This window comes from Pseudolabrys sp. (assembly GCF_050250095.1).
Lineage (GTDB): Bacteria > Pseudomonadota > Alphaproteobacteria > Rhizobiales > Xanthobacteraceae > Pseudolabrys.
In genome coordinates this window covers 571,301-595,507 of sequence record NZ_JBFWPH010000001.1, presented here as the reverse complement: position 1 = coordinate 595,507, position 24,207 = coordinate 571,301, and the positions used below count along the sequence as shown (strand labels likewise).

General features: G+C 65.9%; 17 protein-coding genes. 8 read left to right on the top strand and 9 right to left on the bottom strand.

Annotated features, from left to right (window positions below):
* Positions 1-52: 52 nt before the first annotated feature.
* Positions 53-481 carry a hypothetical protein gene (locus AB7F10_RS02825; protein ID WP_428557787.1) on the bottom strand — a complete coding sequence of 143 codons (429 nt, stop codon included), beginning with the start codon at positions 479-481 and terminating at the stop codon, positions 53-55.
* Positions 482-794: 313 nt separating this feature from the next.
* Here AB7F10_RS02825 and AB7F10_RS02820 point away from each other — a divergent pair, with 313 nt between their 5' ends.
* Together AB7F10_RS02820 and AB7F10_RS02815 are read left to right on the top strand one after the other, a co-directional pair.
* Positions 795-2,207 carry a hypothetical protein gene (locus AB7F10_RS02820; protein WP_428557788.1) on the top strand — a complete coding sequence of 471 codons (1,413 nt, stop codon included), beginning with the start codon at positions 795-797 and terminating at the stop codon, positions 2,205-2,207.
* A 498-nt stretch (positions 2,208-2,705) separates the two neighbouring features.
* Positions 2,706-2,966: a hypothetical protein gene (locus tag AB7F10_RS02815; protein ID WP_428557789.1), complete on the top strand. Its 261-nt coding sequence runs from the start codon at positions 2,706-2,708 to the stop codon at positions 2,964-2,966.
* A gap of 290 nt (positions 2,967-3,256) precedes the next feature.
* Here AB7F10_RS02815 and AB7F10_RS02810 read toward each other — a convergent pair whose 3' ends face one another.
* Positions 3,257-3,937 carry a hypothetical protein gene (locus tag AB7F10_RS02810; protein WP_428557790.1) on the bottom strand — a complete coding sequence of 227 codons (681 nt, stop codon included), beginning with the start codon at positions 3,935-3,937 and terminating at the stop codon, positions 3,257-3,259.
* Positions 3,934-5,106, bottom strand: a complete 1,173-nt coding sequence (locus AB7F10_RS02805) for a vWA domain-containing protein (RefSeq protein WP_428557791.1) — start codon at positions 5,104-5,106, stop codon at positions 3,934-3,936. Before AB7F10_RS02805 ends, AB7F10_RS02810 begins: the two co-directional genes overlap by 4 nt.
* Positions 5,107-5,255: 149 nt before the next feature.
* On the opposite strand from AB7F10_RS02805, the gene AB7F10_RS02800 reads away from it, so the two are divergent.
* The gene (locus AB7F10_RS02800; RefSeq protein ID WP_428557792.1) at positions 5,256-7,601 is read left to right on the top strand and encodes an acyl-CoA dehydrogenase; all 2,346 of its coding nucleotides are present in this window, start codon (positions 5,256-5,258) and stop codon (positions 7,599-7,601) included.
* 67 nt (positions 7,602-7,668) lie between these two features.
* On the opposite strand, the gene AB7F10_RS02795 is transcribed toward AB7F10_RS02800, so the two are convergent.
* A complete protein-coding gene (locus AB7F10_RS02795) occupies positions 7,669-9,840 on the bottom strand; it encodes a TonB-dependent siderophore receptor (protein ID WP_428557793.1) in 2,172 nt (723 codons plus the stop codon).
* A 519-nt stretch (positions 9,841-10,359) separates the two neighbouring features.
* Here AB7F10_RS02795 and AB7F10_RS02790 point away from each other — a divergent pair.
* The 4 genes from AB7F10_RS02790 to AB7F10_RS02775 all read left to right on the top strand — a co-directional run bounded on the left by AB7F10_RS02790 (position 10,360) and on the right by AB7F10_RS02775 (position 15,244).
* Positions 10,360-11,565, top strand: a complete 1,206-nt coding sequence (locus tag AB7F10_RS02790; protein WP_428557794.1) for a GNAT family N-acetyltransferase — start codon at positions 10,360-10,362, stop codon at positions 11,563-11,565.
* Positions 11,566-11,656: 91 nt separating this feature from the next.
* On the top strand, positions 11,657-12,985 hold the full coding sequence (locus AB7F10_RS02785) for a hypothetical protein (protein WP_428557795.1): 1,329 nt from the start codon (positions 11,657-11,659) through the stop codon (positions 12,983-12,985).
* Positions 12,986-13,070: 85 nt separating this feature from the next.
* Positions 13,071-14,474, top strand: a complete 1,404-nt coding sequence (locus AB7F10_RS02780) for a hypothetical protein (protein ID WP_428557796.1) — start codon at positions 13,071-13,073, stop codon at positions 14,472-14,474.
* Between the two features lie 44 nt (positions 14,475-14,518).
* Complete coding sequence (locus tag AB7F10_RS02775; RefSeq protein ID WP_428557797.1) at positions 14,519-15,244, top strand: ABC transporter substrate-binding protein; 726 nt, start codon at positions 14,519-14,521, stop codon at positions 15,242-15,244.
* Positions 15,245-15,297: 53 nt separating this feature from the next.
* Here the strand turns inward: AB7F10_RS02775 and AB7F10_RS02770 are convergent, their stop codons facing one another.
* From AB7F10_RS02770 to AB7F10_RS02755, 4 genes are all read right to left on the bottom strand, one after another.
* Positions 15,298-16,533, bottom strand: coding sequence for an FAD-dependent oxidoreductase (locus tag AB7F10_RS02770; RefSeq protein WP_428557798.1), 1,236 nt, complete (start codon positions 16,531-16,533; stop codon positions 15,298-15,300).
* A gap of 35 nt (positions 16,534-16,568) precedes the next feature.
* The gene (locus AB7F10_RS02765; RefSeq protein ID WP_428557799.1) at positions 16,569-17,597 is read right to left on the bottom strand and encodes an NAD(P)/FAD-dependent oxidoreductase; all 1,029 of its coding nucleotides are present in this window, start codon (positions 17,595-17,597) and stop codon (positions 16,569-16,571) included.
* 131 nt (positions 17,598-17,728) lie between these two features.
* The gene (locus AB7F10_RS02760) at positions 17,729-18,049 is read right to left on the bottom strand and encodes a 2Fe-2S iron-sulfur cluster-binding protein (protein WP_428557800.1); all 321 of its coding nucleotides are present in this window, start codon (positions 18,047-18,049) and stop codon (positions 17,729-17,731) included.
* A gap of 170 nt (positions 18,050-18,219) precedes the next feature.
* Positions 18,220-18,600 carry an Hpt domain-containing protein gene (locus AB7F10_RS02755; RefSeq protein WP_428557801.1) on the bottom strand — a complete coding sequence of 127 codons (381 nt, stop codon included), beginning with the start codon at positions 18,598-18,600 and terminating at the stop codon, positions 18,220-18,222.
* Between the two features lie 409 nt (positions 18,601-19,009).
* Here AB7F10_RS02755 and AB7F10_RS02750 point away from each other — a divergent pair, with 409 nt between their 5' ends.
* On the top strand, positions 19,010-23,161 hold the full coding sequence (locus tag AB7F10_RS02750; protein WP_428557802.1) for a hypothetical protein: 4,152 nt from the start codon (positions 19,010-19,012) through the stop codon (positions 23,159-23,161).
* Between the two features lie 129 nt (positions 23,162-23,290).
* Here the strand turns inward: AB7F10_RS02750 and AB7F10_RS02745 are convergent, their stop codons facing one another.
* Positions 23,291-24,196, bottom strand: a complete 906-nt coding sequence (locus AB7F10_RS02745; RefSeq protein WP_428557803.1) for an MlaD family protein — start codon at positions 24,194-24,196, stop codon at positions 23,291-23,293.
* Positions 24,197-24,207: the final 11 nt, after the last annotated feature.

Genomic DNA, 24,207 nt, shown 5'->3' with positions numbered 1-24,207 from the left:
AAAAACGGCGCCGGATGTCTCCGGCGCCGTTCTCGCAAGCGATGACTTGCGCTTATTTCTTCTTGTGACGGCGATGTTTCCGATGGGTCGCCTTCTCGTCCGGCAACCATTGCGGGTTGGCGTCGTAGGCGGCATTGACCAGCCAGCCGCCGACGATCGGCACGATGCACGAGCCGACCAGCACATGCGCTTCGCGATAGGTCAGCGGCGCCTTCTTCAGCGCGGTCGCGACGATCGGCGACAGCGCGACGCAGCCCGCGGTGGTCGCGCCCCAGGCGCCCCACTTGTACGAATTGGTGTGCTTGTGCCAGCTCCAGTCGAGGATCGACCAGTACGTCACCGTCGACACGACGCCCGCGCCGATCGCGGTCGCGACGACGGGCTTGCTCACTCTCTTGTGACGCCAATGCGCGTCGGCGGACTGCGACGTCAACACGAACACCGCAACGGCGGCAGCCAGCATCGCAACAAAACGTTTCATCGAGAAAACCTCCCGGTGGAATCAAAATCGAAGAGCGTCATGGTTGTGCGGCGGCGGCCTTGCGAAGTCGAGAAACCGGCGGATGAGCCGCGCGGTTATTCACAGCCGCGATGAGACGCGAAAAGCGCGCCGCGGGCGCCGTCCGTTAAGGAAAAAGTAAACAGATAAGATATTGATAATATTGAAAAAAACATGCGACGCCTGCCGCCGTTAACCCTTCATTAACCATCCGGAATCAGGTTGGGGATAAGGTGATTTTGTAGGTGATTCGGCGTCGCTACGGCCGGGCGGATCGGCGCACAGAGGACCTGCGATGAGCAAATTTGGGGGGCTTCTCGCCCGCACGCCGGCGGCGAACAAGCCGGGCAAAGCGGCCGAGACCGACACACCGCTCGACATCGATGAAGAACTGTTCGCTTCGCTCGGCGCCCAGATCGGCGGCGAGAACGAGGCGCTGCGCAATCTGCTGCTGAACGCCAGCACCAAACTATCCGAACTCGATCTCATCAAGGACGCGGTCGGCAAGCTGGTCGACCCGGTCAACAAGGCGCTGCGCGACTTCGAGAGCGAGAAGAGCGAGAAGGCCGGTCTGCAGACCATTCTCGCCAACACCCGCGCCGCCTACGCCAAGCTCAAGAGCGAAACCTCCGAGATCGAGCGCAAGGCCGCGGGCTTCGAGCGCGACTGCTCCGAGCTTCGCCAGGAGCTGATCGCCGCGCAGCATCAGGCGAGCATGCTCGAAACCGCGAAGGCGGAACTCGTCACCGAGATCGCCGCGCAGCAGGCCAAGATTGCCGAACTCGGCGCCGATCTGCAGCAGGAAACCGCGCAGGCCAAGACCGCGCGCGAGGAAGCGCACCGGCTCGACCAGCGACTGACCGGCGCCGACAAGCGCATCATCGCGCTCGAAACCGACGTCAACAACACCCGCCAGCGCCTCGTGCTGTCGGAAGACGAGCGACACAATCTGCAGACCTCGCTCGACAAGTCGGTGGCGGAAGCCGCCCGGCTGTCGCGCCGGCTCGCGGAAGCCGAGAACACCGTCAACGCGCTGCAGGGCCGCCTGCGCCACACCGAAGGCAGCCTCGCGGAAGCCAACACCGAGCGCGCGCGGCTCGCCACGATGGTCGACGAGCTGAAGGAGCGCCACGCCGCGGAACTGACGACGCAGCAGCTGCGCTTCGACGCCATGCAGTCCCGCGCGGCCTCCGCCGACAAGCTGCTCGGCGAGGCGCGCGACCAGCTTGCCCAGCGCTCCGAGGAGATCCGCCAGTACGACCGCCGCTACGGCGAGCTGACGCAGGCCTACGAGCAGATGTCGGCGCGGCTCACCGAGACGGAAGCCGAGCGCCAGCAGCGCGACGCCGACGTCGATGATCTCGAGCGCACCCGCACCACGCTGATCGAGCGCTCGAGCGCGCTCGCCAAGGCTTTCACCGCCAAGGAAACCGCGCTCGGCCGCGCCGAGGAGACGATCGGCAACCTCAACGAACGGGTCGCCTATCTCGAAGCGCAGGCGCAGGCGCGCAGCACCGACATCGAGCAGCAGCTCGAGGAAATGGCCGCGGCCCTGCGCCGCGAGAAGCTGGAGCGTTCCGTGGTCGAAGGCGCGCTGGAGACCGCGCGCAAGGACTTCGCCCGGCTGATGCGCGAGGTGCTGTCGCTGCAGCGCCAGCGCGGCGCCGAGGAGCCCGCTCCTGCCCTGCGCTCCGCCAACGCCGCCTGATTGCCCTCGGACGGAAGACGACCAAACCGCCGGGCCAAAAGCCCGGCGGTTTTCTTTTTGTCCGCTCGATCGCTCGATTATTCGGCGGCGTCGCTCTCTTGCCGGTCGGCGAGCTGCGTCGACACCTCTTCGCACGTCCCGCAGCTATAGGTGCAGATATCGATCGCCGGATCCGTCGGGTGCGGTTCGATACCCACCAAACGACTGCGACCGCTGCAGGAAGGGCATGTCGCGGACATCAATGAACTGAGGGATAGTTGCTGCATCAATACAGTCTAGGACTCCAGAATACAGGCGCAAATAAATAAGCTGAACTCTGCAATCTATTTTGCCGCAGCGATTTTTATTCATTTTTACTCTTCGAATTACTTTGAATAACTTGCGCCTCAGGTGTTAAGATCACTCATTGAGTTTTTTGAGTAAGTGACCTAGATTAAGGAACCGACTGAATGTTGGGGCGTTCTCTGCGCTATCCGGGCGAGTTCGGGGTGGCTTCGCATGCAGGACAGAATCGAGCGGTTGCAGATCATGCTGTCAGGCGAAGAACTGGCGGCGTTGGATGATTTTCGCTTCAAGCAGCGCATGCCAAGCCGGGCTGCCGCAGTTCGCGAGCTGCTCAAGCGCGGCCTCGCGGCGGAAGGTTACACCGACTTCGCGCCGCAGGGGTCCAAGTCATCGGACTACGGCGTGACCGGCGACGGTCCGATGGCGCGCGACGATGGCGACGGCTCGACCCCCGACGGCGCGGCCAATCCCTGATCGCGCGTCGCCTCACCACCGCATCCGAAAAGCAAGAAGGGCCGTCCTCGCGGACAGCCCTTCCATTGTCAGGCCGTGGCCCGGTGACGCGGGCGTTGCCCGCGTGGCGTGCGCTAGAGGCAACCCTCTTGAGAGGCGAGGATCCAGCTCACGGATGCCGGCGACCGCGGCGATAGACAATGAGACACTGGATCACCTCCTTTCTGTTGTTACGGACAAGACTGAGCATATAGGCAGGCGCAGGAGATTCGGAAGGGCGGCTTTGGGATTTCGTTTAGTAACTTCGCCTGTCAGGCAAGCGTTTTGTCCGCGCGCCGACACGCGCTAGGAGCGGTCAAAACGTGCAAAAACAAGTTCCATTTTCCCAAAACGTGGACATCGCACCCATTGACTAAGTTTAGCAATGCCGCGCGCCTCTCATGCAGCTTTGCGAGAAGAATTTTGAAAGCGGCATCCTCATCCGCTGCATTAGATAGGAAAAACGACGCATTTGAATTTGGATAGATAACTAAATGTCGGATTTCTTTGTTAGGGGCGAATATGCTCTTTTCTGATTTCCGCTCAATTGCCTCGATTACGTCATTGGCCCAAGGATGACCCGGATTCCCGAGGCCACCAGAAAATCTCCCGCCCAGACCGCCTATAAGAATCGAGTTTTGATCACTTCTCTCAAACTCAGTCATCTCCCTTTGATCGTCAGGATGCGTTGCTTCCGTGATCTCAATTAGAGTTGACGAGCCGTCATAGGACAAAACGAAATCGGGAAGCGGCTCTAGCCCTTTTTCAATAGAGAAAGGAGGCTCAACTATCTTCTCTCTAATTGCCTCCTTCAAAAAGCGGCGGACGACATACCATTCTTTTTGCTCTTTAGTTCTTTTGTTTGAACCAGTTCGTGGACCAACCTTCAGCCCTAAATCACCAAACACATCATCAAAACTCTCAAAATCTGAAATCTTTAGCCGCACCTTCACCTCACCAGCTCCCGCATCGCCCTGTCCAGCCCGTCCAGCGTCAGCGGATACATCCGCCCGCCCATCAGCTGCCGCATCATGCCGATCGACTGGGTGTAGGCCCACTCCTTCTCCGGCACCGGGTTGAGCCAGACGCAGGCCGGATAGGTGCGCGTCACGCGGTCGATCCACACCTGCCCCGCTTCCTCGTTGTAGTGCTCGACCGAGCCGCCGTTCACCGCGATCTCGTAGGGCGACATCGACGCATCGCCGACGAACACCACCTTGTAGTCGTGCGGATACTTGTGCAGCACGTCCCAGGTCGGCGTCGTCTGCTGGAAGCGGCGGCTGTTCTCCTTCCACACCCGCTCATAGAGGCAGTTGTGGAAGTAGAAATGCTCCATGTGCTTGAACTCGGAGCGCGCGGCGGAGAACAGTTCCTCGGTCGCCTTGATGTGCCAGTCCATCGAGCCGCCGATGTCGAAGAACAACAGCACCTTCACCGCATTATGCCGCTCGGGCCGCATCAGGATGTCGAGATAGCCCTTGTGCGCGGTGCCCTTGATTGTGCCGTCGAGATCGAGTTCGTCCGGCGCGCCGGTGCGCGCGAACTTGCGCAGGCGGCGCAACGCCACCTTGATGTTGCGCGTGCCCAGTTCGACCTCGTCGTCGAGATCCTTGAACTCGCGCTTGTCCCAGACCTTCACCGCGCGGCGATGCGTGCTCTCGCCGCCAATGCGGACGCCTTCCGGATTGTAGCCGGCGTTACCAAAGGGAGATGTGCCGCCGGTGCCGATCCATTTCGAACCGCCCTGATGGCGGCCCTTCTGCTCGGCGAGCCGCTGCTTCAGCGTTTCCATCAGCTTGTCGAGACCGCCGAGCGCCTGGATCTGCTGCTTTTCTTCCTCGGTCAGATATTTCTCGGCGAGCTTCTTCAGCCACTCGGCCGGGATTTCCGCCTCGATGCCTTCGGAGACAAGCTCCAGCCCCTTGAAGACGTGGCCGAACACCCGGTCGAACTTGTCGAGGTTGCGCTCGTCCTTCACCAGCGCGGCGCGCGACAGGTAATAGAAGTCCTCCACCCGCCGCGAGGCGAGGTCCTTGTCCATCGCCTCCATGAGGGTGAGATATTCGCGCAGCGTCACGGGAACGCCGGCGGCCTTCAACTCATGGAAAAACGTGACGAACATGACAGCCGGAACGTCTCAGCGGCGTTTTGCCCGCTGGCCTTGCATGAATGTGATAGCCGCCAACTTGGCAGGTTCACGGCAAACTTGCCATAGTCAGCCGTCGATTCACGGCGGCGCTTCTTTGACGCCCGTTCCGGGAGGACATCGAGATGGCGCAATCCTGGCGCCGCGACACGCTGACCCGCCCGATCTTCCGCTGGGCGCGCACCGTGTTGCCGGACATCTCCGAAACCGAACGCGAGGCGCTGGAAGCCGGCGACGTCTGGTGGGACGCCGAATTGTTCGCCGGCAACCCGGACTGGTACCGCCTGCGCGCGACGCCGCAGGCGAAGCTCTCCGCCGAGGAACAGGCCTTCCTCGCCGGCCCGGTCGAAGAGCTGTGCGCCATGCTCGACGACTGGCGCATCAACTGGGAACTGGGCGACCTGCCGAGCGAAGCCTGGGCCTTCATCAAGCGCCACAAGTTCTTCGGCATGATCATCCCGAAGGAGCACGGCGGCCTCGGCTTTTCCGCCACCGCGCATTCGGAGGTCGTGCGCAAGGTCTCGACCCGCTCGATCGCCGGCGCGGTCACCATCATGGTGCCGAACTCGCTGGGCCCCGGCGAACTGCTGATGCAGTTCGGCACCGACGCGCAGCGCGCCACCTGGCTGCCGCGGCTGGCCGACGGCCGCGAGGTGCCCTGCTTCAGCCTCACCTCGCCGGAAGCCGGCTCCGACGCCGCCTCGATGATCGACAACGGCGTGGTGATCCGCCAGAGCGATGGTCAACTCGGCATCCGCCTCAACTGGCGCAAGCGCTACATCACGCTCGGACCCGTCGCGACCGTGATGGGCCTTGCCTTCAAGCTGCGCGACCCCGATCGCCTGCTCGGCGGCGAAGAAGACCTCGGCATCACCGTCGCGCTGGTGCCGACCGACTTGCCCGGCATCAAAATCGGCCGGCGTCACCTGCCGTCCCATCAGGTATTCCAGAACGGCCCCAACGAGGGCCACGACGTCGTGATCCCGGTCGACAACATCATTGGCGGCGCGGCGCAGGCCGGCAAAGGCTGGCGCATGCTGATGAGCGCGCTCGCCGCGGGCCGCGGCATCTCGCTGCCCTCGCTCTCGGCGGCCGGCGCTGCCTTCGCGCTGCGCACCACCAGCGCCTATGCGCGGGTGCGTTACCAGTTCAACGTGCCGATCGGAAAATTCGAGGGCGTGCAGCGCCGCCTCGCCCGTCAGGCCGGCACCGCCTACATCCTCGATGCCGGGCGGCGGCTGACCTGCGCCGGCCTCGACGAAGGCCGCAAGCTCGCCGTCATCTCCGCCATCATGAAGGCGCACGCCACCGACCGCATGCGCGAGGTCGTCACCGACGCGATGGACGTCCACGCCGGCAAGGGCGTGATCGACGGCCCGCACAACTATCTCGGCAATCTCTACCGCGCCATTCCGGTCGGCATCACCGTCGAAGGCGCGAACATCCTGACGCAGAACCTCATCATCTTCGGTCAGGGCGCGATCCGCTGCCATCCCTTCCTGCTGCGCGAGATGATGGCGCTGCAGGACGAGGACACCGAGCGCGGCCTCACCGCCTTCGACGAAGCGTTCTGGGGCCATGTCTGGCACAGCGTGAAGACGCTCGGCCGCGCGCTGCTGCGGAGCTGGAGCTTCGGCTGGCTGTCGCCGGCGCCCGCCGGCGCGGGCCGCGCCACCAAATATTATCGCCAGCTCGGCCGCTACGCGGCGGGCTTCGCGCTCACCGCCGATCTCGCGCTGCTCACCCTCGGCGGCGCGCTGAAACGCAAGGAACTGTTGTCGGCGCGGCTCGGCGGCATCCTCTCGGAGCTTTTTCTGTTGTCGGCGGCGCTCAAGCGTTACGAGGACGAAGGGCGTCAGGAGAGCGATCGCGCCGTACTGTCGTGGTGCATGGCCGACGGCTTCGCCACCATCGAGCGCCGCTTCATGGAGGTGTTCTCCAATCTGCCGAACCGTCCGGTCGCCTGGCTGCTGAACGTCATCGTGCAACCGCTCGGGCCGCAGCGCCGCGGCCCGTCCGACCGGCTGACGATCGCCTTGGCCGAACAGATGATGGCGCCGTCGCCGTTGCGCGACCGGCTGACCGCCGACATCGACCTCGGCGCGGAGGGCGTCGCCCTGCTCGAACGCGCCTTCACGCTGACGGTCGAGGCCGAACCGCTGCGGCAGAAGCTCCGCCGCGACGGCATCCGCGACTGGCGCGAGGCGGCCAAATCCGGCGCGCTGTCGGAGGCCGAGGTGGCGCAACTCACGGCGCTCGAGCACGCCGTTGCGAAAGTGATCGCGGTCGACGACTTCGCCGCCGACGCCTTTGCCCGCCCGGCTGGCTCGCCGTCCGAAACGCCGGCGAAGCCGAAAACGCCGGCGAAACCGCGCGCGACAGCCGAGGCGGCCTCCGTGCGGCCCGCCGGCACAAAACGCAGCAAGCCGGATGGCGCCGTCAAACGCGCGCCGAAGCCGCCCGCCTCCTGATCTGAAAACATCGACCCCGGCCGCGAGGCGGCCGGGGCCTTTTCCGTCGTCGTCGCTCGCGCGACCGCTACGGCTTCGCCGCTTCCGTTTTGCCCGCCCCGAACTTGTAGGTGAGCTGCGCAAGAACCGTGCGGCCGGTGCCGTAGAAGCAGTCGCCGCGGGCGAGACAGGCGGTGAAATACTGCTTGTCGCCAAGATTGGTGCCGTTGACCTGAAAGCGCCACTCGGCGTTTTCCCAGGCGAACATCGCATCGTACAGCGTGTAGCCCGGCGTCTGGATGGTGTCGGTGCCGTCCCACACCGCGCCGATGTAACGCACGCCCGCGCCGGCCGAGAAACCGCGCAAGCCCGCTACCGCGAAGCGATATTTCGCCCACAGCGAGGCCTGGTTCTGCGGCACGGTCTCGATACGGCTTCCGGCGTTGTCGCCCTCGAGCACCTTGGCATCGAGATAGGTATAGGCGGCGATGACGTCGAGATTGTCGAACAGCGTCGCCAGCACCTCGAGTTCGGCGCCACGGATGCGCGCCTTGCCGGTCTGCACCGAGCCGACGCCGTTCGGATTGGTCGCCAGCCGGTTTTCCTGCGTGATGTCGAACACCGCCCCGTTGATGACGAGATTCTTCGACTGGCTGAACTTGAAGCCGGCCTCGTACTGCTCGCCGCGCACCGGCTTGCAGAGCCCATTGGCGCTGTCGACGCAGGCGCTGTTGCCGTACACCGCCGTGCCGAACTGCGGCGTGAACGACTGCGCGTAGGAGACGTAAGGCGACAGGCCAAACGGCAGTTCGTACATCAGCCCGGCGCGCCAGGTCAGCGCCTTGTCGGTTTGTATCGGCTGCCCCTCGATCGCGCTCGAGGCGCGGTCGTAGCGCAGGCCGTAAGTGCCGATCAGCGCGCCCCAGCGCACCTGGTCCTGCGCATAGACGCCGGCCTGCTTCTGGACGAGATCGGGCGTCACGAACATCGGCGGCGGCACGATCGGATTATAGACCGGCGCGTAGAGGTCGAACGGCGTCGCATCGACGTAACCGCCCGCCGCGCCGGTTTCCGACATGCGGCGGTAGTCGAAACCGACGAGGATCTTGTGCGCCAGCGGCCCGGTGTTGAACTTCAGTTCCGCATTGCTGTCCGAGGTGAGGGTCTTGCGATGCGTATCCCACCAGTCGACGTAACGCGAGACGGTGCGCTGCGCCGGGTCAAGATAGGGATTGGCCATGAAGCTGTTCGAGTAGACGCTGTGATAGATGCCGTCCACGCTCTGGTAGCGCATGTTGTGCGACACCTTGAGCACCTCGTTGAAGCGATGCTCGAACAGGCTGGTGATCGATCGCGTCTCGGTCTGGTAGAGGTCGGTCGCCGGGTCGCCGGCGAAACGGTTGATCGGAATGCGCCCGTTCGGATTGGCGAAAATCGTCCCGGAATGCGGCAGGAAGCCCGTCGACGAGCCGGTCTTGTCCTTCTGGTAGGTCGCCATGACCGTCCAGTTGGTCATGTTGGTCGGCCGCCAGCTGATCGACGGCATCACCAGCACCCGGTCGTCCTTCACATAGTCGGTCTGGTAATCGCTGTCGCGGAACACGCCGATCACACGATAGAGCCAATCGCCGTCCGCGGTGATCTTGCCGGTGTGGTCGGTCTGGATCTGCTTGCGGTTGAAGCTGCCGTACTGGACGCCGACCTCGTGGAGATCCTGCGCCTGCGGCCGCTTGCTGACGAGGTTGATCATGCCGCCCGTCGTGGTCGCGCCGTAGAGCACCGAAGCCGGTCCGCGCAGCACCTCGGCGCGCTCCAGCGTGTAGGGCTCGATACGCTGGTAGTTGAACCACGAATTGGTGGTACGCATGCCGTCGAGATAGGTATCGACATCGACGCCGCGGATGGTCGGCCCGTCGACGCGGCTGTCGGGACCGTAGGGATCGGCGAACACGCCCGGCACGTAGCGGAACGCCTGCTGGATCGTCTCGACGCCCTGGTCCTTCATGCGGTCGGCGGTGACGACCGTGATCGACTGCGGAATTTCCTTCAGCGGCGTGTCGGTTTTGGCTCCGGTCGCCGAGCGCGTGGCGACATAGCCGTCGACCGGCCCGGTCGCGCTCTCCGTGTTCGACTGGACTTCGATGGTCCCCAGCTCCACCGGGGTCGACTGCGCAAAGGCGCCTCCGAGCGCAATCACCGGCAGGCAGGCACCGATCAGGATACGGATCACCAACGAAACGCGCAGACCTTCACTCACCATGACAACGCCCCCAGGACCTTCTCGGTCAGAAATTTTTCTTCACCGGACGGACGAATGATCCGCTTGCGGTGTTGGTTCGCTTGTCATCGCCAACGCGCGGAAAAAACCAAAACGGATTTTTGCGCGGTACATTCGCGCGATTCCAAATTCGAATTTTTCAAATGCGATGCGCGCGCGTTTCGGCAATCGGTTGCGCCGCTTGCGATCTGAATTCGGTTTGGAAAAATTCCGCTCTGCGTAAAGCCCCGACAATTTGCCGCACCTCCGTACCGGAGGCGCATGCGCTTACGCACAGCCCGCCGGCCGCCGCGCGCCGAATGCCGATGTCAGGAAGCGCCGGTCTGCCGGGCACGAACGCGGCCGTGCATCGCCATGCCGCGCTCGCCGGGCTGCCGCCGTCACGACCAAAGGTAACGAAAACCTTTAGGCACGGTCCCGGATTGCCGCGTAATTAAGCCGCTTTGTCGCAGCCCCCTGCCTCATAAGATAATGCGTTGTCGAATCAGATGGCGGCGGCCGGTGCCAGCGAGCTTTCCCTTTCCCGACCAGATTCTCGCTGCGCTCGAGGCTGCGCCCGACGCGCTTGCCGGCCTTGCGCGTCTGCTGCGAAAGCCGCAGCCCGGCGCGGCGGATGGCGTCACCGTCTATGCCGGCGACGACGCGGTCGAGCGCACCCGTAGCATCTGGCGCACGCTCGAATTTTCCGGCGCGCGCAGCACCGCGTTCCAGTCGCTCGCGATGGCGGAGGCGACCTGCGAGGCGCATCGCCGCAAGGGCGAGATTCCCCTGATCGTCGTCGTGTCACGGCGCAGCCGGCCGGTGCTGTTGTTTCCCGCCGTGGTCGGCCGCGCGCGCGGCTTGCGCGGCGTGCGCTTTCTGGGCGACCCGCTCATTCAATACGGCGACGTGCTGGCCGCGCCCGACGCGACGCCGGACGACTTCGCCACCGCCTGGCGGGAAATTTCCAGCCCGCGTCACGGCCACTACGTTCACCTGCGCAAGGTGCGCGCCGACGCGGCGCTCGCGCCCTTTCTCGATCGCGCCGCTCATGTCGTCGCGACGCATCGCGCGCCCTATCGCTGCCTTGAAAGCGAAGCCGAGCGGTGCAGCCGCAAGGCCAAGGATCTGCGCCGCCGCCGGCGGCGGCTTGCCGAATACGGCGACGTCGCCTTCCGCATCCTGCGCGGCAACCACGTCGCCGATGCGCTGCACGCCGCACTGTCGCGCAAGCGCGCGTGGCTCGCCGGCCGCGGCCTGTCGAGCGCGGTGGTCGGCGACCCCGACTGGGAGCACAGTCTCTACCGCCTGTCGGCCGAGCCGCGCGGTCCCATTCGTCTCGCCGCCGCCCAGCTCGTGATCGACGGCAAGCCGGCCGCGACCGAGATCGCCATCGAGGACGGCCGCCGCTGGTGCGCCTTCCTCGGCACCACCGATCCCGCCTTCGCGCGCGGCGGCCCCGGCCATGTGCAGATCGACGAGACCGTCGCCTGGTGCGCCGCGCAGGGCTATGCCGAATACGACCTGCTGGCGCCCGCCGACGACTATAAGCGCAGGATCGCCAACAGCGGCGTCGAGGTCCGCGACTATGCGCTGGCGACCTCGCTGCGCGGCAACGCCGCCGTCTCGGCGCTGCGCGCCGCCCCCGCCGTGAAGGAAGGGCTTGCCCGGCTGCCGGTCGGCCCGCGCGCCGCGCTCGGCCGCTGGCTGCGCGCGCTCGCGCATTAGTTCCCCGCGACGGCGGGCTTGACCTCGCCCGCACTCCGGCGTCACTGACGGCGTGATCCGTCCGGCAGCGCCGGACTGCCGGGACGTTCCGATGATCAGCCCCGCTCGCTGGGCGCTCGCCAGCCTGTTTTGCTTTGTCGTTCTCGCGGCGCCTGCGCTGTGGAACGGCTTTCCGCTGCTCCAATGGGACACCGGCGGCTACCTCGCGCGCTGGTACGAAGGCATCCTGGTGCCGAGCCGCGCCGTCGCCTACGGCCTCATTCTCAATGCCGGATCGTGGAGCAATTTCTGGCCGGTCGTCGTTCTGCAATCGGCGCTGACCGTCTGGGTCATCGCGATCGTGCTGCGCGTACACGGCCTCGCCCGGCCGGCGATCCTCGCCGGCGTCATCGCCGTGCTGTCCGTCGTCACCACCCTGCCCTGGCTGACGGCGATCCTGCTGACCGACATCTTCTGCGGCCTCGGCGTGCTCGCACTCTATCTCATCATGATGCGCCGCGACCGTCTGATCCGCGCCGAGCGCACTGCGCTCGGCCTGCTGGTCGCCGTCGCCGCGGCGACCCACAGCGCGACGCTCGCGGTGCTCGGCGGCCTCGTCATCGTCGCCGCATGTGTGTGGCTCGTGCGCCGCGCCGCGATGCCGGCCAACCGCCTGCGCGCCGGTATCTTCGCGGTTCTCCTCGGCGCGGCTTTGGTGCCGCTCACCAACTACGTCGTCGCCGGACGGCTCGCCTGGACGCCGGGCGGCTTCGCGCTGTCGTTCGGCCGCATGTTGCAGGACGGCATCGTCGCGAAATATCTCGACGCGCATTGCCCCGACCCACACCTCACGCTGTGCGCCTACAAGGACGAACTGCCGCGCGACGCCGACCAGTGGTTCTGGGGCTCCGACCTGTTCGACCGGCTCGGCCGCTTCAACGGGCTGGGTCCCAAGATGGCGGCCATCGCGCTCGGCAGCGTGAAGGAGTATCCGCTGCTGCAAGCCAAGGCGGCGCTCACGGCCGCCGGCCGGCAGCTCGTCGACATGCGCAGCGGCGAAGGCGTGCTGGATACAATCTGGCACACTTACGCGATCATCGAGAGATATGTGCCCGCCGCCGTGCCGGCGATGAAGGCCGCGCGCCAGCAGAACGGCGCGACGTTCGGCTTCGAGACGCTGAACCTGCTGCACTGGCCGGTCGGGCTGTTGTCGATGGCGCTGTTGCCGCTGATCGTGTTCGGACTGCGCGGCGAGCGCTTCCGCGAGGCGCGTGAACTCGCCGCCGTGATCGCGCTCACCGTGCTCGGCAACGCCGTCGTTTGCGGCGTGTTCTCCAACCCGCACGACCGCTACGGCGCGCGGGTCGTCTGGCTCGCCGTCTTCGCCATCATCGTCGCCGGCCTTGCGCGGCGCCAGCGGCGCGACATCGCGCCGCGTTAATCGTCAGCGAAACCAAAGTCCCTCTCGCGCGTTATTGCCTGGCGGGCGCCGGCGCGCGAATGCGTTTTTTGGGACGTGGACAGCGATGTCGGACCTGCTGGTTGCAAAGCCTGCCGCGCTTGCGGATCGCGCGTGGCGCATTGAAGGCAAGCGCCTCGCCTGGATTCCGGCGACACTGGGCATCATGCTGGCGCTGATGGGGGCCGCGCTCTGGAACGGCTTCCCGCTCATTTTTCCCGACACCGGCGGTTACTTCACGCGGCCGATCGAAGGCACGCTCGACATGGGGCGCTCGGCGCTCTACGGCCTTTTCCTCTATATCGGCATTCCCTTCGCCTTCTGGCCCGCGGTGCTGGTGCAGTGCGCGCTGACCGCCTGGCTGATCGTTCTCACGCTGCGCGCACACGGTCTCGGCGACCGGCCGGGATTAGCTTTCGGCATCGTGCTGGCGCTGTGCGCGACCACCGGCCTGCCGTGGTTCGCCGGGCAATTGATGCCGGACATCTTCTTTCCCCTCGCGGTGCTGGCGCTTCATCTTCTCGTGTTCCGGCATGAGGCCCTGAACCGGGCGGAACGCACCGGGCTTGTCGCCGTCATCGCCTTCGCGATGGCGTCGCACATGGCCGCGCTCGGCGTCTGCGCCGGCGCGCTGATGGCCCTCGCCTTGCTGCGCCGGATCTGGCCGCGGGCGCTGCCGCCGCTGCGCGCCGGACTTGCCGCGGTGGCGGTTGCGAGCGGCATTGCGCTCGCGCTCCTCTCCAACGCCGCGATCACCGGCAATCTCGCCTTCACGCCCGGCGGCGCGAACTTCCTGTTCGGCCGGCTGATCGAGGACGGCATCGTCGCCCGCTATGTCGAGGACGAATGCCCGGACCCCGCGCTGCGCCTCTGCGCCTACCGCCACGAGCTGCCCGGCAACGCCGACGACTGGCTGTGGGGGCCCGGCACCGCCTTCTATAAACTCGGCGGCGACGAAGGCTTCCGCGACGAGGCGCGCGAGATCATCGCCGACACTTTGACGCTCTATCCGGCGGAACACCTGCTGACCGCGATCGAAGGGACGTTGAAGCAACTCGTGACGTTCAAGACCGAGGTTGCCCCGCCCGCGCACAATGCGCCGGCGATTGCTGCCTTCAAAGAACACACGCCGCAATGGTTCGGCGCGCTGATGGCCGCGCGCCAGCAGAGCAACCCGCCCGACGCCGCCCTGCTCAACCTGATCCACTGGCCGGTCGCGGCCACCTCGCTGCTCGGACTTGTGGCGCTGCTCGCGTTCCGCCGCCGGCTCGGCGTCACGCCTCAGGCCACCGCGCTGATCGCGACGGTGCTGCTGGCGCTTGCCGCCAACGCCGCCGTCTGCGGAATTTTCTCGCACCCGGTCGACCGCTATCAGAGCCGGATGATCATGCTCGCGCCGTTCGCCGTCGCGGTGGTCTGGTGGTCGCGGCGGCGCACCGTTCCGCCTGACAGAACACTTCCCATCGACTGATTTTGGCTTAAGTTGCTCCGCCAATCCTGACGGAGCGAGTCCTCATGTCCCCCGATGACGCCACACTGAAAGACCTCATCCCGACCGGCCGGCTGCGCGCCGCGATCAATCTCGGCAATTCGGTGCTGGCGCAGCAGGACGCCGCGGGCACGCTCGGCGGCGTCACCGTCGATCTGTCGCGCGAGTTGGCGAAGCGCCTCGGTGTCGACGTCGAGTTCAAGACCTATCCCGGCGCCGGCAAGGTGTTCGAGGACGTCAAAAGCAATGTCTGGGACATCGCCTTCGTCGCCATCGAGCCGGTGCGCGCCGCGGAGATCGAGTTCACCGCGGCTTACGTCATCATCGAGGGCACCTACATGGTGCAGCAGGACTCCCCGCTCCGCGAGGTGGCCGATGTCGACAAGCCCGGCATCCGCATCGCGGCCGGTGGCGGCTCGGCCTATGAGCTTTACCTCACCCGCACCATCAAGAACGCGACCATCGTGCGCGCGTCGCAGGGCGGCGGCCGCGCCATGATCGAGCTGTTCCTGAAAGAAAAGCTCGAAGTGGTCGCCGGCGTGCGCCAGCAGCTCGAGGCCTATGCCAAGGATCATCCCGAGATGCGGATCATGGACGGCGCCTTCATGGAGATCCGCCAGGCGATGGGCGTGCCGAAGGGCCGCACCGCCGCCGCGCGCTATCTCGCCGGATTCATCGACGAGATGAAAACTTCCGGCTTCGTCGCCGACGCGCTCACGCGCAGCAAACAGTCGGCGAAGGTGCCCACGTGATCCCGAAAAGTGGGAACCGGTTTTCGGGCAAGATCACGCGGAAAGAATAGAGGCTAACGCGCTTCCGGCGTCCGGATGTGCTCGGTGCGGATGCCGACGCCGACGAGATAGGCCGGCAGGCGGCGCAGCACCGGAAACCAGTTCAAAAGTTTCAGCGGCCACGGCGGCGTCGGCCGTTTGCGGCTCTTCAGGATGCCGCTGATGATCCGGTTCTGGATCACGATCTGTATCCGCTGGATGACGCGCACCGGCAGCAGCCGCCGCTGCTCGATGGCGTGCAGATGCTCCGTCGCCAGCGTGCCGGCGGCAAGCGGACCGGCCAGCTCATTGGCCGCCGCCACCGCGTCCTGAATGGCGAGATTGATGCCGACGCCGCCGATCGGCGACATCGCATGTGCGGCATCGCCGATGCACAAGAGGCCCGGCTTCCACCAGCGCGTCAGCCTGTCGACGCTGACGCTCAGCAGCTTCACCTCGTCCCAGTCGGTGATCTCGCCGATCCGCGCCGACAGGAACGGCGACAGCGCCGCGACCGCGTCGCGGAACGCCGGGAGACCTGCCTCCTTCACCGCGCCGATGCCGCCCTTGCGGATGATGTAGGCGCATTGCCAGTAGTCACCGCGGTTGAGCATCACCATCATGCAGCCGGCCTCGACATGGCCGAAAGTCATGTCGGGATCGCTGTCGCGCCGCGACACGCGGAACCACAACACGTCGATCGGCACGCCGAAATCCTCGACCTGCAACCCCGCCGCCTTGCGCAGCGTCGAATGGCGGCCGTCGGCGCCGATCACCAGTTGCGCGCGAATGGCGAGATCGCCGTCGGGTGTTTTGACACGCACGCCGGCGACGCGGCCGCCATGTTCGATCAGTCCCACCGCTTCAGCGCGCATGCGCAGCTCGAAGCCGCGAAACGTCTTGCCGTAGTCGGCGAGGAAATCGAGAAAGTCCCATTGCGGCATCAGCGCGATGAATTTGCAGCGCGTCGGCACGTGGCCGAAATCGGCGATGGTGACCGAGCTGCCGCCGATCTGCCCGACCAGCTCGCGCACCTTCTGGTGCGGCAGCTTGAGAAAGTCCTCGAGCAAACCAAGCTCGTGCATCAGCTCAAGCGTCGAGGGATGGATAGTGTCGCCGCGGAAGTCGCGCAGAAAGTCCTTGTGCTTTTCCAGCACCACGACGTCGATGCCGGCGCGCGCCAGCAGCACGCCGAGCATCATGCCGGCCGGCCCGCCGCCGGCGATGCAGCAGGTGGTGGTGATCTCTCCGGCGTCCGCTTGCGCGATCATCGCAAGGACAGGTCTAGCGCAATGCGCCGGACTTGTCAGGCCACGCCGAGCTTCTTCTGCAGGTTGGTCGAAGACGTCGTGTACTGGAACACGAATTTCTTTTCGGGGAAGACGTAGGACATCGCCTTGCGCGACATCAGCGCCGCCTCATGGAAGCCGGACAGAATAAGCTTCAGCTTGCCCGGATAGGAATTGATGTCGCCGATGGCGAAGATGCCGGGCACCGAGGTCTCGTAGGCCGACACCTCGACCGGGATCAGGTTCTCGTCGAGGTGAATGCCCCAGTCGGCAATCGGCCCGAGCTTCATGGTGAGGCCGAAGAACGGCAGCATCGCTTCGCACTCGATGCGTTTTGCTTCGCCCTTGTCGGTCTTGACGTTGACCGCGCGCAATTCGCCGTTGTCGCCTTCGAGGCCGGTGGTCTGCCCGACCACGAAGTCGATCTTCCCTTCCTCGGCAAGCGCCTTCATCTTGTTGACGCTGTCGGGCGCGGCGCGGAAATCCGGCCGGCGATGCAGCAGGGTCAGCTTGCCCGCGATCGGCGCGAGGTTGAGCGTCCAATCGAGCGCGCTGTCGCCGCCGCCGGCGATCAGGATCTTCTTGCCGCGGAAGGCGTCCATCTTGCGCACGGCATAGTGCAGCGACTTCGCCTCGTAGGCTTCGATGCCGGCGATCGGCGGGCGCTTGGGCTGGAACGAGCCGCCGCCGGCCGCGATCACGATGATCTTCGTCTCGAACACGCTGCCGCCGCTGGTCGCCACGCGGAACAGCGGCTCGCCGATCTTCTCGATTTTTTCGACCATCTCGTTGAGATGGAATTGCGGGCCGAACGGCTTGATCTGCTCCATCAGCCCGTCGACCAGGCCTTGGGCCGAAATCGCGGGGAAGCCCGGAATGTCGTAGATCGGTTTTTCCGGATAAAGCTCCGCGCACTGGCCGCCGACCTTGTCGAGAATGTCGACGAGGTGCGCCTTGATGTCGAGCAGCCCCAGTTCGAACACGGCGAACAGGCCGACCGGCCCTGCTCCGATAATCAATGCGTCGGTCTTGATCGTCTCGCTCATCTCGATCCCGTTGCTCGCGCCGGTGTGGCCTCGCAGGCTTTGTGTCATTTCACGGGGCGGGTGCGCAAGCGTCCTGCGCCGCGGAACGGCGCGGCCGAATTATTGTGCAGGTGTCGGAAGTTGCGCGGCGCTCAGGCCTGACGCTCCGGCGTCGTCACCACGAGACCGTCGAGTTCGTCGGCGACCTTGATCTGGCACGACAGCCGCGAATTCTCCCGCACGTCGTAGCCGAAATCGAGCATGTCCTCTTCCATCGGCGAGGGCGCGCCGACCTTCTCGCGCCAGGCCTCGTCGATATAGACGTGACAGGTCGCGCAGGCGCAGGCGCCGCCACATTCGGCCTCGATGCCCGGGATATTGTTCCGGATCGCGGTCTCCATCACGGTCGCGCCGTTGTCGGCGTCGACGGTGCGGGCGGTGCCGCCGTGATCGATGAAGGTAATTTTCGGCATCGGCTCGGGGATCGCTGAGGAAGGACGGGGAAAGCCGGCCCGATATAACGGCTCACGCCGCCGCGCGCCAGCCGGAATGGAACGGCTCGAAAGATCGCGCCCCAAAAGACAAGGCCGGGCGCTACCCGGCCGGCCCTCAGATCCGGATCAACGGTCTTTATCAACGGCCTTTAATGAGTGCGCAGCATATCCGCGATCAGCGCGCGGGTGGCGACGATCTCGGCGCCGAGGCGCTCGATGGCGGCACGGAATTCGGCGAGCGTCCCGTCGGCGAGTTCCACCGCTTCCGCGGCCCGCGCGACGTTCCAGGCGCCGACGCCCCTGGCGGAGCCCTTGAGCGTGTGCGCCAGCGTCGACACCGCGGCCGGCGGCATCGCCTGCATCCGCTCCAGCAGCAGTTCGGCCTGCCGCGCAAACAACGACAGGATCTCGCGCTCGAGCGCGGCGTCGCCCAGCGTCATCTGGGCGAGATGCGCGCGGTCGATCAGCGCGTCGGAGGATTCCGGAGTGGGTGCGACGGCAACCGCCGAAGCGGCAACAGCGTAGGTCATCAATGGCCTCCCCAAAGGCTCTGTAAATCGCGGCCTCTTGTCGGGGCCGACTATGGCCGAACGGGGGAAAAAGCCCGGTAAACATCGGGCATTTGATGAAACTTCTGTAACGGAAACCGCCGCGATGGTTATCGCCGGCTCACCGCGGCAGGCCCGCCGCAAATCGCATGGTTAACGAAACCCTGACGAGGCCGCCGAACCTGTTAACGATGATTAAAATTCTCCTTACCGGCTCGGTTTTCATCGAAATGCCAAGCGGATAGGATTGGGGGGCCGGCAGAGGTGCACCCTTTGGTACCTCCCGCCGGCACCTCAGGGGACATTCGAGGGACACCCCACACTCGCGCCGCGGCCCGGATTTCGACCGGGCTGCTGTCACTGTCCGGCGTAATGACAAGGCGATCAGCTGATGGCGAACAATCCGCAGAAGTCCAAAGATGCGACCCAGGATGCCCTCGCGGCAATCGACGAGGCGCTGAACATCCGCGAAGGGGATCGCATCGCACCGGCCGAGGCCGGCCGCCGTTCGGCGGCGGCAAGCGCCGGCACGGACCTGTTCGGGGAGCCGGTCGCCGGCCCACGTGCCGAAGACGCCCTGCTGCGCCGCCCGGCCAATGACGACCGCGCCGCCATCGGCAAAATCCTGCAATCGCTGCAGCGCCGCCCGTCGCGCCTGCCCTGGGCCGTCGCCATTCTCTTCACCCTCGCCTGGATCGGCGGCGCCGCCGCGCTCGGCTACCTGTATCGCGCCGAACTCGGCGTGCTGTTCGGCCATCCGGACATGCGCATTCCGGCGATGATCGCGCTCGGCGCGGCCGCCGTCGTGCCGGTCGTCTTCTTCTTTGTCGTCGCGCAGGTGATCCGCCGCACCCAAGACCTGCGCCTTGCGACCCAGACCATCGCCGAAGTCGCGATGCGCTTCGCCGAGCCGGAAATCGCCGCCCGCGACAGCGTCGTCAGCGTCGGCCAGGCGATCCGCCGCGAGGTCGCGGCGATGGGCGACGGCGTCGAGCGGGCGCTCGCCCGCGCTGCCGAGCTCGAGGCGCTGGTTCACAACGAGGTGTCCGCGCTGGAGCGCGCCTATAACGACAACGAAGTGCGCATCCGCGACCTGTTGACCGAGCTCGCCAACCAGCGCGACACGCTGGTCGATCAGGCCGAGACCGTCCGCAACGCCATCGCCAGCGTCCATCTCGACCTGTCGCACGACATCACTTCGGTCGGCGACATTGTCGCCGAGCGCGTCAACGAAGTGGCGCAACGCATCACCCGCACGCTGACCGAGAAGGGCGAGCACATCACGCTCGCGCTCGGCCATGCCGGCGACTCGATGATCGACGCGCTGGGCGAGCGCGGCTCGACGCTGCTGCAGCGGCTCGAGACCACCAGCGATTCCGCGACCACCGCCATCGCTTCGGCTTCCGAACGCCTGTCCTCCAGCCTCACCTTCAAGACCGAGAACATTCACGACGAATTCTCCGAGCTGTCGGCCCGCCTGCAGCAGATGATGGCGACCCGCCTTGACCAGGTGGCGCAGACCTTCTCGCAGCGCTCGACCGGCGTGATCGAGCAGATGGAACAGCGGTCCCGCCAGATCACCGAAGGCATGGTCGAAACCTCGAGCCGGCTCGCCGACACCATCGGTGCCCGCGCCGAGGAAGTCTCCTCGACGCTGCGCTCGACCGGCGACTCGCTGGTCCTCGACCTGTCGCTGCGCGGCGGCGACGTCGTGTCCAAGATCGAGCAGACCGCCTCGCGCGTCACCGACACCATCGTCGAGCGCGGCAACAAGGTCGCGGCCGACTTCAGCCAGCAGAGCCAGTCGCTGGTCGAGACCATCGACGAGCGCACCCGCTCGGTGTCGGACGCCCTCACCGTCCGTTCCAAGGCGTTCGACGAGCTGTTCGCCCATCACGGCACGGCGCTGACCGAGAAGATTTCGCGGGATTCCTCCGAACTCGGCGACCTCATCATCCGCCACATCGGCGAGTTCGACCGCACGGTGAAGACCTATGGCGGCGAACTGGTCGAAAAGCTCGGCGAGCGCACCGAAGGCGTCTCGACCGCGATGCGCGCCTACATCGACTCGTTCGACCAGCGCGTCACCACCCGCACCGAGGAAGTCAGTGGCAAGCTCGCCGCCCACCTCGACGACTTCGAGACCGGCCTTGACGGCCGCGTCACCAAGCTCGCCGCGACGCTTGCCGAAGGCGGCAAGGAGGTCATCGTCGCGATCGACCAGCGCGTCGGCGACGTCGGCAACATCATCACCAACCGCGGCGACGAGGTCGCCCGGCAGATCGAGACCAAGATCCAGACCATCGACAAGACGCTGGGCGCCCGCGCGACCGAAGTTGCCGACACGCTCGACAACCGCGTCGGCCGCTTCGAGGAACTCCTCGTCGGCCGCGCCGAGACGGTCACCAACCAGATCGAAAGCCGCACCAAGGCGGCGGCCGACGCGCTCAACTCGCGCATGGAGCAGCTCTCGCAGTCGATCAAGAGCAATGCCGGCGAGGCCGAAAAGGCCCTCAGCCAGCTTGCGATGTCGGCCAGCGAGCAGATCCGCAACAGCGCGATCGAAGCGCAGGCGAGCCTGACCGGCGCGAGCAACGAGATCGCCCGCAGCTTCACCGGCAAGGCCGAGGAAATCACCGCCGCCGTCACCAAGCAGACCGGCGACCTGACGACCACCCTCTCCGACCAGACCTCCGGCGTGCTCGCCGCCCTCGAGCAGAAGGGCCAGCAGTTCACCGCCGAGATCACCCGGGCGACCGGGGACGCGGTCAAGTCGATCGAGACCACCGGCCTCAACTTCGCCCGCGCCATGTCGGAGAATTCCGCCGACATCGCCCGCCAGATCAACACCGCCGGCGAGAACGCCACCGGCGTCATCAACAAGACGCTGGCCGAGCTGCAGGACAAGGGCGTCGGCGCCATCGAGCAGTCGCGCGACACCGCGCACAAGACGGTCACCGACCTGCTCGAGACGCACAACATGCTGCGCTCCGACTCGGTCACGATGTTCGAGCGGCTGCGCGAGGCGAACCTGATGCTGCAGGAGGTGCTGTCCGGCGCCCACGAGAACATGGGGGCGCTGGAAAACACCATGATGCTGCGGGTGTCGGAATTCGTCTCCGCGATGAACCGCGTCAACGAGACCACCGGCGCCGCCGGCGAGCGCGTCGAGCAAAACATCGGCGCGTTCCGCGACGCCACCGGCCAGGTGCTGGCCGATCTCGGCCAGCTCGCCGAGCAGTTCGACATCCGCGGCCGCGATCTCGCCCGCGCCGCGCAGATGATCGAAGCCAGCAACCAGCGCACCGACGAGTCGGTCAATCAGCGCCGGCTCGAGCTTGAATCGCTCATCAACACGCTCGACATCCGCACCGAGGATCTCGGAAGCCGCCTCACCCGCTTCTCGTCGCTGCTCGACGAGGCGCTGGAGACCGCGGCGAACCGCGCCCGCGAGGTCGCCCGCGTCGCCGCCGATTCAAGCTCGGTCGCCTCGAGCGCGATCTCCGATCAGCTCGAGAACCTGCGCGCCGCCGCCGAAGAGGAACGCGACCGCACCGCCGGCTCGATGCGCGTGCTTTACGAGCAGTCGATTGCCGACAGCCAGTCGATGTTCAACGACGCCGCCGAGCGCTTTGCCGACGTCGTACACGGCATGAAGCAGATGTCGTCCGAGATCCAGCGCGAGCTGGAACAGACCCGCGAGCAGCTCCGCCGCGGCATTCTCGAAATGCCGCAGGAGGCCTCCGAAAGCGCGGCGCAGATGCGCCGCGTGCTGGTCGACCAGATCGAGGCGCTGGCGGAACTCAACCGCATCGTCGCCAAGCACGGCCGCGCTGCCGACGCCGTCGAGCCGACGCGCCGCGCTCAGGAGCCCGCGCTCGCCGTGGTCGGCGGCCGCGAACCGGCGCGCGAAACCATGCGCGAGACGCCCCGCGAGTCTACTCGTGAGATGTCTCGCGAGGTTCCCCCGCCGCCGCGCCCGCCGCGCAACGAGGCGCCGTCGCGCTTCGACTTCGGCGGATCGCCGCAGCAGGCCCCGCGCCGTGGCGAGCCGCCGGCGTCGCCCGCCGCCAACAACCAGACCCGCGGCTGGCTGACCGAACTCCTCAACCGCGCCTCGCGCGAGGAACAGGACGTGCCGACATTGCGCGACACCGCGCGGGATGCCGACAACGGCCGCGACGAGCGCACCCAGCGCCACGCCATCGAGTCGCTCGACTCGCTGTCGGTCGACATCGCCCGCATGATCGACCACGACGCGGCGTCCGACCTGTGGGACCGCTACAAGCGCGGCGAGCGCAATGTCTTCACCCGGCGTCTCTATACGCTGCAGGGCCAGAAGGCATTCGACGAGATCCAGCGCAAGTACCGCGCCGACCGCGAGTTCCGCCAGACGGTGGACCGCTACGTCGCCGAGTTCGAGCGTCTGCTGGAAGAAGTCTCGCGCGACGACCGCGGCCAGATGGTGACGCGCACCTACCTCACCTCGGAAACCGGCAAGGTCTACACCATGCTGGCGCACGCGGCGGGCCGCTTCGGCTGATCCGCCTGTCGAGCAACCGATAAAAACGGCGGCCGTCACGGCCGCCGTTTTGTTTTCTCAGACGTCATTGCCCGCTTTCGCGGATGATGACACCAGAAGGCTCTGGTTAAGCCCTTACCGTTAGCGCCACTACCGCTTGTTGCCGCTGCCGCCGAACAGCAGCCGGCTCGGGTTCTGGTCGATGTTGCGCGCCGCCCGCTCGATGGTGTTGAGCGTCTGGCGGAATTCGCGGCCGATGCTGTCGATCTGCCGCGTGCCCGTCGCCGTCAGCTTGTTGATGCCCTCGGTGATCGACTCGGTGCGCTTGTCGAGATTGGCGGACAGATCGCGCAGCGAGCGGATCGTCTCGGCGACGTCGCCGGTCTTGCCGTCGGGACCGCCGGTCAGCGTCTCGAGGTTCGACACGATGTGGTCGATCTTCTCGCTGTTCTTCCTCATCACCGCCGAGAACTCCTGGATGTTCTTCAGCGTCTCGTCGATCTGCACCGAGTTCTTGGAGAGCGAGCCGGAGAAGCTTTCCAGGTTCTTCAGCGTGTTGTTGAACGGGCCGCGGTTCTCCGAGATGAACTCGTCGATCCGCTGCAGCACGTCGCGGGCGCCCTGCGTCACGTCCCGCGTCATGCCCTGCGAGCCGCTGAGCGTCGCCGGATCGGCCTTGGTGCCGGCCAGCGGCGCCTTGTCGGCGCTGCCGCCGGACAGGCCGATCGCGGCGATGCCGGTCAGCCCCTGGAATTCGATGGCGACGCGGGTATCGGGGCGGATCGCCACCGACTTGTCGACCGAGATATAGGCGACCACCTGCCTGGGCTGCTCCGGGTTGAGCCGCAGGTCGTTGACCTCGCCGACCCGGATGCCGTTGAACAGCACCGATGCGCCGGTGCGCAGGCCCGACACCGAATTCTCGAACACCACGCGGTAATAGTTGCGCTCGCCGCCGGTGCCGGTGTTCTGGAACCAGAACACGAAGCCGAACACGGCGGCGATGATCGCCAGCACGAAGACGCCGATCAGGACGTAGTTTGCTTTGGTTTCCATCGGACGCTCCG